We start from the raw sequence: 15,806 nt of genomic DNA on the forward strand, positions 1-15,806 counted from the left end.
GGCGACTGTTCCAAAGGAGGGCTACCATGAAAATCAGCGAAGTGATGACCACCGAGGTCGAGACCATCAGCGCCGACCAGACCGCGCGGGAGGCGGCAAGCTTCATGCTCCGCGCTGACGCGGGCTCGATCCCGGTGTGCGAGGGCGACAGGGTGGTCGGTATGATTACCGACCGCGACATCGCCGTTCGCGGTGTCGCCGAGGGCCGCGGGCCAGACACGCCGGTAAGCGAACTAATGAGCGACGGCATCATCTGCGCCCGCGAAGACGACGACATCCAGGATGTCGCTCGGCGGATGAGCGAGGAACAGGTTCGCCGCTTGCCGGTGCTCGATGCCGATGACCGGCTGTGCGGCATCGTCAGCCTGGGCGATTTGTCACGCGAAGCTCGCGGCGAGGCGGCGCAACGGGCGCTCGAAGGCGTCAGCGCGCCCGGCGGATCGCACCAGCAGTAGTCGTCATTGCGAGGAGCCGAAGGCGACGCGGCAATCCAGGCTGGATTGCTTCGCTCCGCTCGCAATGACGAGAAACCTATCTGGTCAGCTGTCCGATCGCCTGGTCGACCAGGGCTTGGTCGGTCTTGGCGTCGTTGCGCTCGGCAATCAGCTTGGCGGCAGCCGCGGTTGCAGCCTTCGCGGCAGTTGCGCGCAACTCGTCGATCGCGGCACGCTCTTCAGCCGCAATCTTTGATTCGGCCATCGCCTTGCGGCGTTCGACCAGCGCTTTGGCGTCGTGTTCCGCCTTGGCGACGATCGCCTTGGCCTCGCTTTTGGCCCGCTCGACCATTGCGGCAGCCTCGGCGTCGGCAGAAGCCGCCTTGGCTTCATATTCGCGCTTTAGCGCCTCGGCTTCCTTGCGCAGCGCCGCCGCTTCATCGAGCTGGTCGCGAATCGCCGCAATCTTCTTGTCCAGCGCCTTGCCGATGGCCGATGGGACCTTCTTCCAGACAAGGATTGCGATGACGACGATCATCGCCGCGGCGATGAACCAGGGCGGGGTCAAACCGAATGCATTGGGTTCGGCCTCATGGCCGCCCGCCGCCTCCGTATGGGCGACCGTCGTAGCTTCCGCCGGCTTATCCATGGGTCAGCTCCGCCTTCACGGCCTTGGTCGCGTCGTCACGGCTCACCTTGAGCCCGGCAACCTTGCTTGCGATGTCCTGCACCAGCTCGCTTGCAACCGCCTCAATATTGGCCAGCGCCTCGGTGCGGCTTGCGCGAATTGCTTCCGCGGCCTTGTCCAGCTTGGCCTGGATTGCCGCGTCCGCCTTGGCGACTTTTTGCTCAATAGCCTTCGCACCCTGCGCCTTGGCGGCAGCTGTGGTCTTCATCGCCTCGGCCCGGCTTTCGTCCATGCGAAGCCGAAAGGCCTCTTCGTTGGCGTCTGCCTCGATTCTTGCGCGTTCGGCAGCAGCAAGGTCATCTGCCATCTTTTGGTCGCGCTGATCGACCGTCGACTGGATTTTCGGCACCATTCCAAGGCCAATGGCGAAGAAGATGACGCCAAAGACCACCGCCAGCCAGAAAAACTGGGACCAGAAAATCTCAGGAAGTTGGGCGAGTTGAGGCATTCTTTATCCCGTCTTGGCGGGAGCGCCGAACCGGCGCCCCCGGCCATTACGACTTAGAAAACGAAGAGAATGAGCAGGGCGATGGTGAACGCCATCAGGCCCAGAAGCTCGGCCAGTGCGAAGCCGAGGAACAGGCGGCCCTGCTGGCCGTCAGCGGCCGCCGGGTTGCGCAGCGCGCCCTGAAGGAACGAGCCGAACACGTAGCCGACGCCGACGGCGGCAGCGCCCGTGCCGATCGCGGCAAGTCCGGCGCCGATCATTTTCGCAGATTGAAGGTCCATCTGTAACTCCTTTGGTGACTTGGATTTTCTAGTGAAGGTTGATCGCGTCGTTGAGGTAAAGCGACGTAAGCAGCGCAAAAACATATGCCTGAAGTGCGCAGATCAGCAGCTCGAGCATGCCGACCCCGACGACGAACAGGAAACTGACAAGACCGACGCCGAAACCAACCGCACTGCCCGATCCAAAACCGTTGGCGATAAAGCTTCCGAACACCTCCATCAGGATGTGACCGGACATCATCGCGACGAACAGTCGAAGCGCGAGGCTGAATGGACGGACCAGGAACGAGACAATCTCGATCGGAATGATCAGCGGCAGCATGTACCAGGGCGTGCCCTGCGGCACGAACAGCGAGAAGAAGTGCAGGCCGTGCCGCCAAAAACCGATGATCAGCACTAGCGAAAAGCTCATGATCGCCAGCAGGCCGGTGATGCTGAAGTGGCTGGTCGAGGTAAAGGCATGCCAGCCGGGAACGATCGCCAGGGGAAGCAGCCCGAGGAAATTCGCGACCAGAATGAAGGCGAACAGAGAGAAGAGGAACGGCGTGAACTTCTTGCCTTCCGGCCCGATGTTCACCTTCACCAAATCGTCGATGAACCCGACAACTCCCTCGGCGGCCATTTGCCAGCGGCCCGGTATGATCTGCCGCTTCATCCCGCCCCACATGAACAGGCCGATGATGGCGAGCGTGGCCAACATCCACGCCGCGCTGTTGGTCAGGCTGATGTCATAGCTACCGATGTGCAGCGGAACCAAGGGTTCCACTGTAAACTGATGCATCGGGTCGATCTTGCCGGACACAGTTACCTCTTACATTCCAGTGCTGGGGGGTTGCCCCGGCGTGTTTTTAGCAATCCGTAGAATGCTCCTGACGCCGACCCCGAAACCGAGGAACAGCATCACTAACGTCAACAAGGGTTTCGTCCCGAACAGGCTGTCCAGTCCCCAACCCAGCAATCCTCCGCCAAGTGGACCGCCGATCAGATAGCCAATCACAAGCTGGGTAACCCGCATATTGGGGTCGACCCTATTTTTCATGGCCTCTTCCGCTTCGCGCCGCTGCGCCCGGTCGAGCCGCTCATCGAGCGATTCCAGCCGCGCATCTGGTGGAAGCTTCGCGGCCTCTTCGGTTTCGTCTTCAGCCATGGCCCTATCACTCCAATCTGTGCGCAGCGAAGCTCGAAAAGCAGCCGCGCGAAAGGCAAGGATCATGGCGGCCGACTAGCCCGCCAAGGCGCCGCCCCTTTATGAAGGGGCATGGCAATAGTCAACCGCGTCGCATGACCGCTTGGCCGCATCGGGTGGGCATGGCAGAGTAGACCTTATGAGAGCCGCTATCCCGCTAGCCGTCCTTCTTGCCGCCTGCGGCCAGCAAGCAACTCCGCCAGCCAATCAGGTGGAGGGGCCGGCGCCTGCTACGAAACCAGCCCAGCCCGCCGCCAAGGCATTCGCGCTCGATGAGAAAAACGACCTGCTCGAGTTCCACTACGGCTGGTCGGCCGAAGTTGCCGCGGTGCCCCAGCTGGTGGCGCAGTTCAGTGCCGCGATGGACAAGACCAAGGCCGAGCTTCTGGCCAATGCCGAGTCCGACAAGGCGGAACGCGCAAGACAGGATTTCCCTTTCAATCCGTATAGCTCATCGACCGACTATAAGACGGCCGGCGCCACCGGCGGGCTGCTCAGCCTTAGGGTCGATGTCGCTTCCTATACGGGCGGCGCTCACGGCAATTATGGTTCCAGCGCGCTGCTCTGGGATCGCAGGCTGGGCAAGCAGGTCGAGTTGCCAACCCTGTTCACCACGGCCGAGAATATGGAGCGGCTGCTGACCCAGCCCTGGTGCGATGCGCTCAACAAGGCCCGCGAGGAAAAGCGCGGCGAGCCGGTCGGCGGCAGCGGCATGTTCGACGAATGCCCCAAGCTCAGCGAGATTTCGATCATTCCGACCGACAAGGACGGGAACGGCAGGTTCGAACGATTGGTGATGGTCGCGGACCCCTATGTTGCGGGTCCTTATGCCGAGGGCGATTATGAGATTGAGCTACCGGTAACCGGCGACCTGATTTCGGCAATCCGCTCGGAATATCGTGAGAATTTTGAAGCTCAGCCGCAGTAATCGGGTACCGGATTCCGGCCAACGGCATAGCGCTGCCATCCGCCCTGTCCCGATAGATAATATTCGCCGACATTGATTCGCCGAAGCAGGCTGCAGGCCGCCGTGATGCCGACTTCCTGCGGCGATACGCCTTTGCGGGTCGCAAGTCCGGAGTAAAGCGAACGGCGGCGGATGTTGATGGCGTCGACTTCGCGCCGAAGTGCCGCCGACGGAACGCCGACATAGCCAATGTAACCGTCATAGCGCTCGCCGATCTGGCCGGCCCGCTTTGCCGCGACGATGGCCGCGGGATCCTGCGCCGGAACCGATGCCGGCGCGGCCAGGCCCGCGATGCCGACCGCAATGAGGACCAGCTTCCTCATTGCTTGGGCTGCTGCTGCGGGAATGCTTCGGGGTTCTGCTGAATCAGCTGCTCGACATCGCGCTGCAAGCGAACCAGCACTTCCTGCCGGATTGTAACGTTCAGGTTGATTTCGATCGGCTTCTCGGGCGTCGAAAGCGAAATGCAGCCATTGAGCGGCAACATCAGCACCGTCGCGCAGGCCGCGGGCAAGAGTCTTGGTCGTTTCATGTCCTTATCCTCATTGCTGGTTCGTTGGGTTCGGCGTGACCTTTTGTTCGACCGGGCCTTGCGTCTGCTCCTGGCTTTCCTCCCGGCGCCGAGTCTCGACCGTGATGCCCGGCACCTCATCGAGCGGCCGCGGAAGCGCCGGCTCGATCACCTCGGTCGGATCACGGAAGCTCTTGGCGGTGGCGATCAGCGCGCGGAACGGCCCCTTGATCGTCACATTGAAGTTCAGCGGGATGCTGTTGAGCGAGCGAATCAACCGCTGGGTGCTGGTATTGCCCAACCCGACACCCTGGATCGTCAGCCGGGTCGCAAATTCACCGTCGAGATAGCCGTCCAGCCGAATGATCATCGAATGGAACCGGAGGTCGCGCAGTGCATCAAACGCGAGGCCGCCCATCGTCCCAAGGTTCGCCCTGTTGACGACCCCGTTATAGGCCAGGGTCCCGCCACCCTCGCGGCTGTCGAGCCGCCCGCCGACAACCCGGCCGCCTGCGTCGTCAAAGATCATCGGGAGCACGCCGTCGAATGTGCCGGTGGCGGAAATCTCCGCAAAACCCATTGAGTCGACGAAAGTCTTGGCGTCGAGGCCGACCACTACGAAGGTCAGCCGCTTCGGTGTCGGGCGACCGAAGTTGAGGATCGTCTCCTGGAGGATTAGCCGGCCGCCCATGAACGGCCATTCGCCGCGCTCGATTTTGACCAGCTGGTCGGGCAGCAGTTGATAGCGGATTTCGCCGTCCTCGACCAAAATGCCGGGGTTGACGGTCTTCAGCGCCATCACCTGGCCGGGCGCGGTGACCATGCCGAGCAAGTCGGTGAAGTGGATCGTCCCGTTCATCCCGGTCACCGGGCCGAAGCTGGCGGCAAGGTCCATGTCGTGGGCGGTGAAGTCGCCGGTCGACGTCAACTCGCCGGACCCGTTCCAGTTGATCCGGCCCTGCCCGCTGAACCGCCCGTTCACCAGGGCAATGACGCCCTGGGTCAGGCGCGTGATCTCCTCTGGCTGCAGCGCATTGCCGAAAACAATTCCCGGCACGTCCAGCAACGCGTTGCCATCGCCCGAGGCCAGGTTGTGAGTGATCGTGACTTCGGAAATCCTGGTCCCGCTGTCCGGATGCTTGAGTGTCCCGGTCGCATTGATGCGGCTGTTCGCCAGCGTGAAATGCATGTTGTCGCTGCGGAGCGGATAGAATTTCGGCGGGTCGGCGCGGTCGGAGACTGTCAGCCCGCCCGTCAGATCCAGGTCGCCGCCACGAACGTTCCATTTGCCCGCGGCGTCGCTCAGCAGCAGCGGAACCTTGCCGATAATCGCATCCGCTCCGGCAAAGGTGCCGCCGGTTCCCGTGCCGCTGCTGTTGCCGCGAACCTCCCTGGCGTTGATCAATACCGGCGCATCGGAATGGCCCATCCGAACCGCGACCCTACTGGCTGCAAATGCCTTGATGTCAGGCAGCCTCACTTCACCAGCGGTCAGCGCGAATGGCGATTGGCCGAGGCGCCCGTTGAGGTGCACATCGCGCGTGACCGCGGCAACCTTCACCGAGCCGCCCGGCGCGCGCTGAAGCAACGCGCCGTTGACCGGGCACAGCGGCAGCCGGGTCGGACCAAGCACCAGCGAGCTCATCGTCAAACTGGCAAAGCGCGTGTCGATGCAGGCTTCGCCAAAGCGCAAGGCCCCGCCGTTGCCGAAGCGGCCCGAGATCGGCACGCGCAGCCCCGCGACCCGGCCGTTCGAAATGGGTCCATCCAGCAGCGCCACTGTGCTGACCTCGGTCCAGCCATCCGGTCGTCCGGCGAAGCGGATCGTACCCAGCGTGACCCTGGCTCCTCCGGCAGCATAGGGCGCGATGTCGGCATAGCCGTTCATCGGAGCGCCGCTGCGGGGCTGGCGCAACACGATTCGCGAAGTTGGCAGGCCGCCACCCTGCACTGCGAAATTCCCGTCCAGCCGGAGGCGGTTGGCGGGCCAGTAATAGGTAACCCCATCGCCGCCGCTTACCGCGACCCGAGCTCCCGTCGGAGCGACGCCACTTGCCGCTTCGATCCGAATTCCCCCACCGCCGGGCTGGTTGATCAGGCGCAAGGAGCCATCGACGTCGAACCGGCCCGCGGCGGCGCGAATAGCTCGGGAAATCGCGCCGCCGACCGGGCCCAGCGGCGTCCCCTCCATCGAGGCCAAGGGTGCCGTCAGGATGGCGAATAGCGACTGTTCGACCCTGACCGTATTTGCCGAATAATTGCCGAGCACGGTGATTGCCCCATGCCGGGAATCGAGCTTGTAACGGCCGTCGAAGCGGGTTCGGCCGGCGACGATCCGGTCCAGGCGAGCTTGCCGCGCCGCCAAATTGATCCTGCCGAGAATTTCACGCGGCGTTCCGGCGAAGCTGAGGTTACTATTGATGCCCGCAAGGCCGTTCTCGCCGGCATTGAACGAAGCCATCCCAAGCCGCCCACGGCCGCGGAAGCTGTCGAGGCCTTCGGCGAAGCTGGAGTCGATCTCCATTCTCGGTTGGACGAGGCGGAGATTGCTCGCCGGGCAGTTGAGTCCCTCGCTGCCGATCGGGCCACGGATCTGCGGCCGTCGAGCGGTAACACCGATGTCGACGAGGCCGCGGAACCGGCCGAGCCTGCACGCACCTAATGCCAGGCCGGGCGATGAGGCGGCGAGCTTGCCGGCAAACCCGCCGGAAAGATTGCCTCGCCCCTCTACCGCGAAGCCCATCACTCCATATGGCGTCGTCAGGGCGACCGTCGCATCCTTGAGGTCGACCGTTAAGTCCGGAAGGCGGAACGGCTTGCCACTGGGCGCTGGCAACATTTTGTCCACCTGCCCCCAGCTGACTTTACCGGAAGGCAGCAGCTTTCCCTTCAGCCGCACCCCGCGCGCCACGATGCGATACGGCTTGACCGACCCGGTCCATTTGACGTCGATCTCGATGATTGCGCGACGCACGGTAAGGTCGGGGCGTGCCGGATCGCCGATAACCAGATTGCTGACCTGCTGGGTGCGAAAGCCGACCTTATCGATCGTGTAGCTGGCCTGGACCCCGCGCTTCTCCAGCTCGCCCCGGATATAGTCGTCGGCAATGGGCTTGCGCCAAATCCAGATGATCAGCGCCGCAAGGATGAACAGCACTAGGAAGAACAACAGCCCAAGCTTGGTCAGCCGCCAGGCCCAATGCCATCCCTTGCGATCGTGGACATAGACGTGCTGGACCAGCCCCTCATGCTCCATGGCACGTTCGACGCGTTCAATCGGACGATCGTCATTTCCGGGGCTCATCCGGGCCTATAAACCTCTCTCATTGACGACCGTTCCGTATCCGCATCGATGCGGCGTTGCATGAGTAACGCGCTTTGCCTAGCCTCGTTTCCGCTCGGTCATTGCAATGAGGGATTTTGCGTGGCCGATTCAGCGGACGTTTCAGCCGGCCCCCATTCCTCTGGACACCGCGCCCGCCTCCGCCGGCGGCTATTCGACGGCGGAGGCCAAGCGCTGCTTGATCATGAGCTGGTCGAATTTCTCCTGACCCTGGCCATTCCCCGCCGCGACACGAAGGTCCAGGCCAAATCATTGATCGCCCGGTTCGGCACTATCGGCGCGCTGCTGTCGGCAGATGCGGACGCCTTGCGCCGCGAAGGCCTGAGCGACGGCGTGATCGGGGCGCTCAAGATAGCCGAGGCCACGGCCCTGCGCCTCCTCGAGACGCGGGTGGAGGGACGCCCGATCCTGTCGAGCTGGGACGCGTTAGGCGATTATTTGCAGGCGGCCATGGCCCATTCACCGGTCGAAGAGGTCCGCGTCCTGTTTCTCAACGCCAAGAATATGCTGCTGGCGAATGAGGCGATGTGGCGCGGTTCGGTGGACGAAGCGTCGGTCCACGTCCGCGAAGTCATCAGCCGCGCGATCCAGCTGGGTGCGACTGCGATCATCATCGTTCACAATCATCCGTCCGGCGATCCAAGCCCTAGCAGCCAGGACATCCGCCTGACCAAGGATCTGATCGAGGCCGGCCGCCACATGCGCGTCACGGTCCACGATCATGTCATCGTCGGCTCACAAGGACGGAGCAGCATGAAGGCAATGGGCCTGATCTAAGCGCCGTAATTTCACAAGGGTCATGGATTCAGGTGCCATTTTGCGAGGTTCGTGACGCCTCATGCGGCGCTACCGGCGGCCGTTGAATCGAATTGACCGAGGCCAAGCGGGACGCCGCGCAATTCACGGCGTCCCGGGCACTGAGATGCTACTTCCTGTAGCGCTGCTCCCGCAGCAGCATGGTGCCGCCAATGGTCCGATATTTTGCCCGCTCGCCACTGCCGGCTTCGCCCTGACGTGTGGATTGCGCCAAGAAAGCGTTCAACTCTTTCTCGCGGGAGATATCTTCGGCTGGAGTGGTCATGTGATCGAAAATCTGGACCAGATAGAGATCCGGCTCGCCAGCGCGCTTGTTGTTGTTGCCGAGGATGTAATAGTCCTTGATCCAACCTTTCGACTTCATGAAATCCTGTTCCTTGCGATAATCGGAAGCCAGAAAGTCGGCATAGGTCGAGAAATGACCGTCGCTGATCGTGACTTCGGTCACGCTCCAGTAGCTACCGGATACAAGCGGAATATCCTGGGCCGCAGCCGGATAACCGAACAGCATCGTCGCCGCGCCGAACGCGGCCAACATAGTTTTGCGCATGTTGCTTGACTCCCCTTGTCGCGAAAGCTTGTGCTTCCACAACTGGGAGCGGCGTCGCCTGATCGGCGGAAGCGCCAGCGAGTGCGGCGTCGTCCCGAACGGACCCTAGGCCGGTTCAGGGCAGACTCCTAATCAATTAGGTCGCGGACAATTCGGCCGAGCTGCGTCGGCTTTTCGCCGATTGCGGTCACTGGCGTAATGGACCGTTTCGACCCCGGGCAGGCCTTCAGATCAGCTGGCAGAATGAAGGTGCGTCCCTCGCCGAGCAAAGGTCCGGCTTGGTGTGCGTCGTTTTCCAGTAGGTCATCAGTCCGTACTTCGTCGCGAACGCCGGGAATTCGGGATCGCGGATCGCACCGCCCATGCTCGGCATGAACAGCCAACTGGCCGCATCGGTTCGTCCGAGCCTCAAATTCTCGCCGACAAGCTGCAGTGCCTCGCGTTTTGCACCAAGCGCCCCGAGCAGTGTCGTGACCCTGCGCCGCTTCATATCGGGCGGCAGCGCCATGAGCGTCTGCACCGCTTGCGCCTTGTTCGCGGAATTGCCCGACACCATGGCCTGGAATCCCGTGCGGAGAGCGGCTTTCATTGGCCCCGGCAGATCAAGCTTGGGGCTTTGCAAGGCGGTCAAGGCAGCCGCATAGTCGCCCGTAATGGCGGCGGCTAACGTGTCGATATTCTCTTTAACGCCCGGCTCCGATGACAGTTCGATCCCGGATTCGATGTGAGACTTGGCCTGGTCGGTCTTGCCTTGCAAAAGGAGCGCCTCGGCCAAGTTTAACTGCGAGTTTGAATCAAGCGCCAGCACGTCGGTCGAGCGGCGATACTCGTCTGCTGCAGCGGCAGTGCGGCCTACGGCCAAGAGCATGTTGCCGTAAGAATGATGCTCGCAACCACAGGCGAGCGGGCGAGCCGCGAGCGCAGCCTGGAACCATTTCTCCCTGGTGACAAAGTCGCCGGCTTTTGTCTGCCAAGCCTTGATCAGGAGCGCTTCGCTATTGGTCTTGTCTAGCTCGATCGCCTTGTCTGCTGCCTCGCTCGCTTGCTTCTCGAAGGCTGCGTAGCGGGGACCGGTTGGATTGTCGTAACCATTCATGTCTGCCGCCACCGCAACGGCGGACCAGCCCCATGAGAAGTCCGGCACGGCGGCCACGACCTTCGTCGCGAGGTCGAGCGCCTTGCCAGGCTCATATTGCACATAGCCCGCATTGTGACAGTAGCTGAGATAGTCGGTGAGCACCGGGTTCGGGAGTGCCTTGGGATAGGTTGAAGCGGCGAACAGGCCGCATCGCGTCATATTCCCTGCGTCGACCGCAACGTGACGCGGAATGCGCGCCGCGTCGTCGCTGTCGTAGCTGAAGATGTTGGACCACAAGGTCGTGGCGGAACGCTCGTCGGTGAGGCGCACGTTCACCTTGATCTTGTCGCCGTCATGCCGAACCGTGCCGCTGAGCGCATAGGCCGGAGCATTTCCCGGCGGCGGAGCACTGGCCGTCGAAACGCCGACTACTCCGTCGTCGTTGAATGCAGCGATGATCTCGTCGCGGATCGCGTCGGGCATTCCCTTGGGCAGGTCGGGTGACAGGCTGGAAAAGCCGGTCAGCCGCACGACCATGCTGTGGGCTGCGACGGATGCAGGCCGAAATGCCCACCATGCACCCGCTACAATAGCCAGCAGAAGGGCCGCAGCCGCGGCCGCCATCAGCGTTCGGTTCGATTTGGATTTGGCCCGCCTGTGCGAGGTCGCATGCTCGACCGAGCCATTGCCGGAAGGTGCGTGCGAGACCTTCCCGATATGCTGCACCAGGGAGTCGATTGATTTGTCCCAGCTGGTAAATGCGTCGATCCATTGCCGGGTCGAAAGCTCATAGGCGAAGGCATCATGGGGTTCGACGTCTTCGATTCTGAGCGCCATTACGGGGATGTGGTAGCGGCTTGCGAGCGACAGCTCCTTCTTGATCTCGTCGCTGTTGTTCGCCGCTTCGGAAAATACGAGCACCATTGCCCGCGCATCCCGAAGCGCATGGACGATTGCTTCCTGGTAATTCTCGCCGGGCGCGACGTCGCGCGTTGAAATCCAGCAAGGCGTGCCGCGCCGCTCAAGCCCCTTGCAGACGGACAGCGCTTCCTTGCGGTCCGCGGTCGCGTAGCTGACGAATACGGGCCGCGACAGTTCGCGGTCTTCGCTATCCAGCGCCTGCGGTTCATTCACGGCCAACCCCCCTGCCGGCATCGAGAAATAAACCCTAGTGAGATTGCGGATTAAATAGAAGCCTGCCCGCCAATGACCGGTTTCGACCCATTGCGGTCATTGGACGACGATCGTCGCCGCCATTGCCAACCGTTGGATTTCGGCGCCCCCGCTAGCAGGAGCGCCGATCCATTCTTCAATTTACGCGCGAACCGCGCCCTTGCTTGAGCCTTCACCCGCGAACAGCGGAATGAGCTGGAAAAGCGCGGACAGCCCGACGAGCGAATAAACGATCCTGCTGAGCAGGCTCATGTCACCGAAAAGCGCCGCTACCAAGTCGAAGTCGAGAAGGCCGACGAGGCCCCAATTGAGGCCGCCGACGATCAATAGCAGCAATGTTAGCTTGTTGAGAATATTCATCGAGAAGCTCCTGAAACTTGTGAGAGATGCGGCCGCCGTCACATCGGGAGAGAGACGGCGTCGGTGACGTGGATGACTCCGTTCGATTGGACGAGATCTGCAACCGTAACCTTGGCGATTCCGCCCTTTGCGTCGGTGATCAGCACCGCGCCACCCGACAGGCTGGCAGAGAGTGTGCCGCCCTGGACGGTCGTCAGGGTGGCCTTTCCGCCGCTCTTGCCAATCATGTCGATCAGTTCGGTAGACGTCACCTTGCCCGGCACGACATGGTAGGTCAGCACGGCGCGCAGCTGCTTGCGGTTGGCGGGTTGCAGCAGGCCGTCAACCGTGCCGGCCGGCAACTTGGCGAAAGCGGCATCGGTCGGCGCGAAAACCGTGAAGGGCCCTGCGCTCGCCAAAGTATCGACAAGGCCGGCTGCCTTGACCGCGGCAACAAGCGTCGTGTGATCCTTTGATTTCATGGCGGCGGCCACGAGGTTGCCCTTGGTACCGCTACCGGCGGACGCCGGACCTGGCAGGATGGCTAGAGCCGCAGCCGCTGCGAGCGCTAGCATCTTGGAAGTGTTGGTCATGGATAAGCTCCTGTCTTCTCCCGCGCGGGGAGTTGGTTCAGGAGTTAGGAACGACGGCGAGCCGGCTCCATACGGCCTTTATGCTGCATCTAGAGCCCTGCCTCGATCGCGATGCGGATTGCGTCCGCCGACGTATCGACGCCCAGCTGCTCAAGCAGCAGTGCCCGGTGCATCTTGACCGTTTTTTCGCTGATTTTGATCTCCCAGGCTATCTGCTTGTTGAGCAGCCCCCGCGCCATCAGTCCCAGGACCTGACGGCGACGTGGTGGTAGTGACTTGACCAGCGACACTGCGTGAGCTCGTCGAGCGTCGAAAGTCGAGGGGGAGTCCGACCCTAGATCGACTTGCGACCCAAGGAACCATGCAAGATTGCCGTCCCCGTCGAACAATGGGCTAATCAGCACGGCGTTGCGGAACGGACTGCCATCCCGGCGATAATTGAGGATATCGACGAGCACGGGCCGGCGAGAGCCGATTGCATCACGGATCCGGTCGGTAATCCACGGTTCGGTCAGCTCGCCTGCCAGAAAGCGGCAGTTGCGACCGACGATCTCGCTTTCGGAATAGCCGGTTAGCGCACCGAACGCGGCGTTTGCCGCCTCAATCGGATTGTCAGCCTGGCGAGGGTTGCTGATCACGGTGGCGATCGGGCTAAGGCCGATGCTTTGCAATAGCTCATCGTCCGCAACTGGCATGAGCGGATGATACCCTGTCGCGGACCGACGCGCGAGGCCTGGCACGCCGCTATGGCCGATTTCGACCCATTGCAGTCATTAGCGGCCTAGGTAGCCGCCTCTCGGCCGGGGCGTCAGCCGATGCTCGGCGATGTTGGGGAAGGCTTTCACGCTTCGCACGGGCCCCTGGCAACGATGTGGCCCCCGCCTGGCTTTAGCCTCCGCTGGCTGGCAGATCGCTGTTAAAGATGTCCGCGGCGGCTTTCCACTCGCCGCCGATCTTCCGCCAAACGACCACATATTTGCCGGTGTCGGTCTGCGCGGTGCCGTCGGGTGCAACCGCCAGCTTATACGTCCCGCGATCGAGTGCCATGTCACCCGACGATGACACAATGATCTGTTCCGGAACGAACGTCAGATCGAAGCCGGGCGTGTTCATCATCGACGCCCAGGTCTGCTGAATTGCTGTCCGCCCCTTGCCGATGGGACCATTGGGCGGCATCACCGCGCCATCGTCGACGTAGAGTTCCGCAATGCCTGCGGCATCCTTGGCCTTAACGAGCTGGAGCCAACGATCGACATTCCCGCGGATCGCCTGCTCATCCGCGCCAGTGTCGCGAGCGGCGGTACTAGTAACCTCGGCGGCGTCGTTGGCGGGTTTCTCGGCGACTTGGCAAGCAGGCAGCAGCAGCGCCGTGACCGAAAGTAACAATAGCGATCTCATCATAGCCCCTCCTTCTGCTGTTCCTCCCGTAGCACCGGCAACGCGCTTCGCGCTAGTTCGCCAACGTCCGCTTTCGACCCATTGCGGTCATTAGCTGAGTGTCCGAATTCGACCTTGCCAATCTCTCGATTGCAAAGCGGACACGATCCGGCCGGCGGTGTCGAATCGATCCATGCGAACGCTCACCATCGATCCATAAACCTTGAACCGGCCCCGGAACGGGATGCGAGGCCCGACGGACGACTCGTCTTCATGCCTCAATCAGCGTATTGCGCATTCCATCACCGGCCATTGCAAGGCGAACCGGTGGCTGAGAGAAGTGCGACGCTCCCGCCTGATGGAGCATTTCCATGAAACAGCTTCACGATCTGGCCCAGGCGCAATCGCTTGCGTTGGCGATCGTCGACACGTTGAAGGAACCCTTCCTTGTCCTTGACGACAGGATGTATCTTCTCGCCGGAAGCCGCTGCTTTTACGAGGTGTTCGACGAGGATCCTGCAAAGGCCCATGGGCGATCCCTGTTCGACCTCTCCGGCGGGCGATGGGATATTCCGGGCCTACGCCAGCTGCTCGCGGCGGTGCTCCCCGAGCATGCGGCGATGGAAAGCTTCGAGTTCGAGCAGGATTTCGCCAGGCTTGGCAAACGCACTTTCCAGCTCAACGCCCTTCCAATCCGAGACGAGGGGGGCGTCAGCCACATGGTCCTGCTGGCGATCAAGGATATCACCGAAAGGCGCATCGCCGAGCAGGAAAAGCAGAAGCTGCTGGAACATACCGAAGAACTGCTCGAGCAGCAGAGAACCTTGCTGCGCGAAATGCAGCACCGGATCGCTAACAGCCTTCAGATCATCGCCAGCATACTGCTGCTCAAAGCGGGTTCGGTGTCGTCCGAGGAGACCAAGAACGAGCTGCGCGCAGCGCACCAGCGGGTGATGTCGGTCGCTGCCGTCCAGAGCCATCTAAACGCGTCCGAGGGCATCGAGGAAATCGAAATGGGTCCTTATCTGGCGAAGCTGAGCGCGGGGCTGGCTTCGTCAATGGTAGGGCCCAAGCAGGATGTCGAAATTGTCGCGGCAGCCAACGACGGCACGTTACCCAGCAGTCACGCTGTCAGTGTCGGCCTGATCGTTACCGAGTTGATCATGAACGCCATCAAATATGCATTTCCACAGGCCCGCACATCGGCGCGCATCCGCGTAACGTTTGAAAAGGCTCGGTCAGATTGGAAGCTGACGGTGTCCGACAATGGCGGCGGCCGATTGCTGGGCGAGAATTCAAATAGCTCAATCGGCCTCGGTACAGCCCTGATCGCGGCACTGGCGAAGCAGCTCGACGCTCAGATTTCGGAAACTTCATCACCCACGGGTCTAGCCGTGGCGGTAACCCGCTCGACGTTCGAATCCCACTTGCCCGTTGCCGCCTGAAACGAAGAAGGACGCCCGACCGAAATCGGGCGTCCCTCCGCGCGACGAATTTTTCAGATCGCGGCTTAGATGGTCGCGAGGTTCAGCGCGCAGGGACGACTCTCCTTGGAGGTCCCAACGTCATAGGACAGACGCTGGCCGACCGTCGGGACACTATCATTTTCCCACGAGAATGCGCTGCGCTCGAAGCCAAGCATGTCACCGCCAGTTTCCGGCTTGATTTCGCCGAGGCCCTTGATGGCGTCAAATGACTTCACGGTTCCAAAATACTTCATGGTGAGTTCCTTTGTTGGCACGCGCCGAGATTGGCGCCCTGCCGCTAGGAGACGTTAAGGAGGGAGGTAGGTGCGACTTAGCGCCCAAGACCGTCGTTTTCGACTGGTAGCAACGTCAAGTTAACACAGCATCGCTCTTTTGCAAGGTAAATCTTGAAATAAATCAAAGAGTATTATTTCATGTCTATAGAATTCTTCGGACTAGATATTATTTTAATAACGACTGGATCCTTTTTATACTTAAATTTGTTAGATCATCGAATGCAAAGCGCTAGCTATATAATCGCCTTGATCGGCACCTT

General features: G+C 61.6%; 19 protein-coding genes. 4 read left to right on the top strand and 15 right to left on the bottom strand.

The genetic code is table 11. From position 1 onward, the window contains the following. Nucleotides 1–26 precede the first annotated feature (26 nt). The gene (locus tag LZ518_RS06155) at nt 27–455 is read left to right on the top strand and encodes a CBS domain-containing protein (protein ID WP_249915135.1); all 429 of its coding nucleotides are present in this window, start codon (nt 27–29) and stop codon (nt 453–455) included. A 76-nt stretch (nt 456–531) separates the two neighbouring features. On the opposite strand, the gene LZ518_RS06160 is transcribed toward LZ518_RS06155, so the two are convergent. From LZ518_RS06160 to LZ518_RS06180, 5 genes are read right to left on the bottom strand one after another with little or no spacing between them, the layout of a single operon-like run. Further along, nucleotides 532–1,083 carry a F0F1 ATP synthase subunit B family protein gene (locus tag LZ518_RS06160; protein WP_249915136.1) on the bottom strand — a complete coding sequence of 184 codons (552 nt, stop codon included), beginning with the start codon at nt 1,081–1,083 and terminating at the stop codon, nt 532–534. Next, nucleotides 1,076–1,570: a F0F1 ATP synthase subunit B family protein gene (locus tag LZ518_RS06165; RefSeq protein WP_249915137.1), complete on the bottom strand. Its 495-nt coding sequence runs from the start codon at nt 1,568–1,570 to the stop codon at nt 1,076–1,078. The genes LZ518_RS06160 and LZ518_RS06165 overlap by 8 nt, the downstream gene beginning before the upstream one ends. A 53-nt stretch (nt 1,571–1,623) precedes the next feature. Then, a complete protein-coding gene (locus LZ518_RS06170; protein WP_249915138.1) occupies nt 1,624–1,851 on the bottom strand; it encodes a F0F1 ATP synthase subunit C in 228 nt (75 codons plus the stop codon). Between the two features lie 28 nt (nt 1,852–1,879). After that, nucleotides 1,880–2,632: a F0F1 ATP synthase subunit A gene (locus LZ518_RS06175; RefSeq protein WP_249916513.1), complete on the bottom strand. Its 753-nt coding sequence runs from the start codon at nt 2,630–2,632 to the stop codon at nt 1,880–1,882. A 30-nt stretch (nt 2,633–2,662) separates the two neighbouring features. Further along, nucleotides 2,663–2,998 (bottom strand): AtpZ/AtpI family protein, encoded by a 336-nt coding sequence (locus tag LZ518_RS06180; protein WP_249915139.1) that lies wholly within the window; start codon nt 2,996–2,998, stop codon nt 2,663–2,665. A 178-nt stretch (nt 2,999–3,176) separates the two neighbouring features. On the opposite strand from LZ518_RS06180, the gene LZ518_RS06185 reads away from it, so the two are divergent. Then, nucleotides 3,177–3,965 carry a DUF4163 domain-containing protein gene (locus tag LZ518_RS06185; protein ID WP_249915140.1) on the top strand — a complete coding sequence of 263 codons (789 nt, stop codon included), beginning with the start codon at nt 3,177–3,179 and terminating at the stop codon, nt 3,963–3,965. On the opposite strand, the gene LZ518_RS06190 is transcribed toward LZ518_RS06185, so the two are convergent. From LZ518_RS06190 to LZ518_RS06200, 3 genes are read right to left on the bottom strand one after another with little or no spacing between them, the layout of a single operon-like run. Further along, entirely contained in the window at nt 3,953–4,327 is a 375-nt protein-coding gene (locus tag LZ518_RS06190) for a YdbL family probable chaperone protein (RefSeq protein WP_249915141.1), read from the bottom strand. The genes LZ518_RS06185 and LZ518_RS06190 overlap by 13 nt on opposite strands. Then, a complete protein-coding gene (locus LZ518_RS06195; RefSeq protein WP_249915142.1) occupies nt 4,324–4,536 on the bottom strand; it encodes a YnbE family lipoprotein in 213 nt (70 codons plus the stop codon). The genes LZ518_RS06190 and LZ518_RS06195 overlap by 4 nt, the downstream gene beginning before the upstream one ends. Before the next feature lie 10 nt (nt 4,537–4,546). Beyond that, nucleotides 4,547–7,819, bottom strand: coding sequence for an intermembrane phospholipid transport protein YdbH family protein (locus LZ518_RS06200; RefSeq protein ID WP_249915143.1), 3,273 nt, complete (start codon nt 7,817–7,819; stop codon nt 4,547–4,549). Nucleotides 7,820–7,939: 120 nt separating this feature from the next. On the opposite strand from LZ518_RS06200, the gene radC reads away from it, so the two are divergent. Continuing rightward, nucleotides 7,940–8,635, top strand: coding sequence for a RadC family protein (gene radC, locus LZ518_RS06205; protein WP_249915144.1), 696 nt, complete (start codon nt 7,940–7,942; stop codon nt 8,633–8,635). Between the two features lie 148 nt (nt 8,636–8,783). Here the strand turns inward: radC and LZ518_RS06210 are convergent, their stop codons facing one another. The 6 genes from LZ518_RS06210 to LZ518_RS06235 all read right to left on the bottom strand — a co-directional run bounded on the left by LZ518_RS06210 (nt 8,784) and on the right by LZ518_RS06235 (nt 13,808). Beyond that, the gene (locus tag LZ518_RS06210; protein WP_249915145.1) at nt 8,784–9,224 is read right to left on the bottom strand and encodes a hypothetical protein; all 441 of its coding nucleotides are present in this window, start codon (nt 9,222–9,224) and stop codon (nt 8,784–8,786) included. Between the two features lie 226 nt (nt 9,225–9,450). Continuing rightward, nucleotides 9,451–11,436 (bottom strand): TIR domain-containing protein, encoded by a 1,986-nt coding sequence (locus LZ518_RS06215; RefSeq protein ID WP_249915146.1) that lies wholly within the window; start codon nt 11,434–11,436, stop codon nt 9,451–9,453. A 180-nt stretch (nt 11,437–11,616) separates the two neighbouring features. Further along, nucleotides 11,617–11,835, bottom strand: a complete 219-nt coding sequence (locus LZ518_RS06220) for a DUF378 domain-containing protein (RefSeq protein ID WP_249915147.1) — start codon at nt 11,833–11,835, stop codon at nt 11,617–11,619. 38 nt (nt 11,836–11,873) lie between these two features. Beyond that, nucleotides 11,874–12,407: a fasciclin domain-containing protein gene (locus tag LZ518_RS06225; protein ID WP_249915148.1), complete on the bottom strand. Its 534-nt coding sequence runs from the start codon at nt 12,405–12,407 to the stop codon at nt 11,874–11,876. 89 nt (nt 12,408–12,496) lie between these two features. Continuing rightward, nucleotides 12,497–13,102, bottom strand: coding sequence for a PAS domain-containing protein (locus LZ518_RS06230; protein ID WP_249915149.1), 606 nt, complete (start codon nt 13,100–13,102; stop codon nt 12,497–12,499). Nucleotides 13,103–13,295: 193 nt separating this feature from the next. After that, nucleotides 13,296–13,808, bottom strand: coding sequence for a YybH family protein (locus LZ518_RS06235; RefSeq protein ID WP_249915150.1), 513 nt, complete (start codon nt 13,806–13,808; stop codon nt 13,296–13,298). A gap of 347 nt (nt 13,809–14,155) precedes the next feature. Between LZ518_RS06235 and LZ518_RS06240 the strand changes: the two genes are divergently transcribed. Beyond that, nucleotides 14,156–15,229 carry a sensor histidine kinase gene (locus tag LZ518_RS06240; protein WP_249915151.1) on the top strand — a complete coding sequence of 358 codons (1,074 nt, stop codon included), beginning with the start codon at nt 14,156–14,158 and terminating at the stop codon, nt 15,227–15,229. 65 nt (nt 15,230–15,294) lie between these two features. On the opposite strand, the gene LZ518_RS06245 is transcribed toward LZ518_RS06240, so the two are convergent. Next, nucleotides 15,295–15,504, bottom strand: a complete 210-nt coding sequence (locus LZ518_RS06245) for a cold-shock protein (RefSeq protein WP_249915152.1) — start codon at nt 15,502–15,504, stop codon at nt 15,295–15,297. Nucleotides 15,505–15,806 lie beyond the last annotated feature (302 nt).

It is taken from the genome of Sphingomonas brevis, from assembly GCF_023516505.1.
GTDB classification, from domain to species: domain Bacteria; phylum Pseudomonadota; class Alphaproteobacteria; order Sphingomonadales; family Sphingomonadaceae; genus Sphingomicrobium; species Sphingomicrobium breve.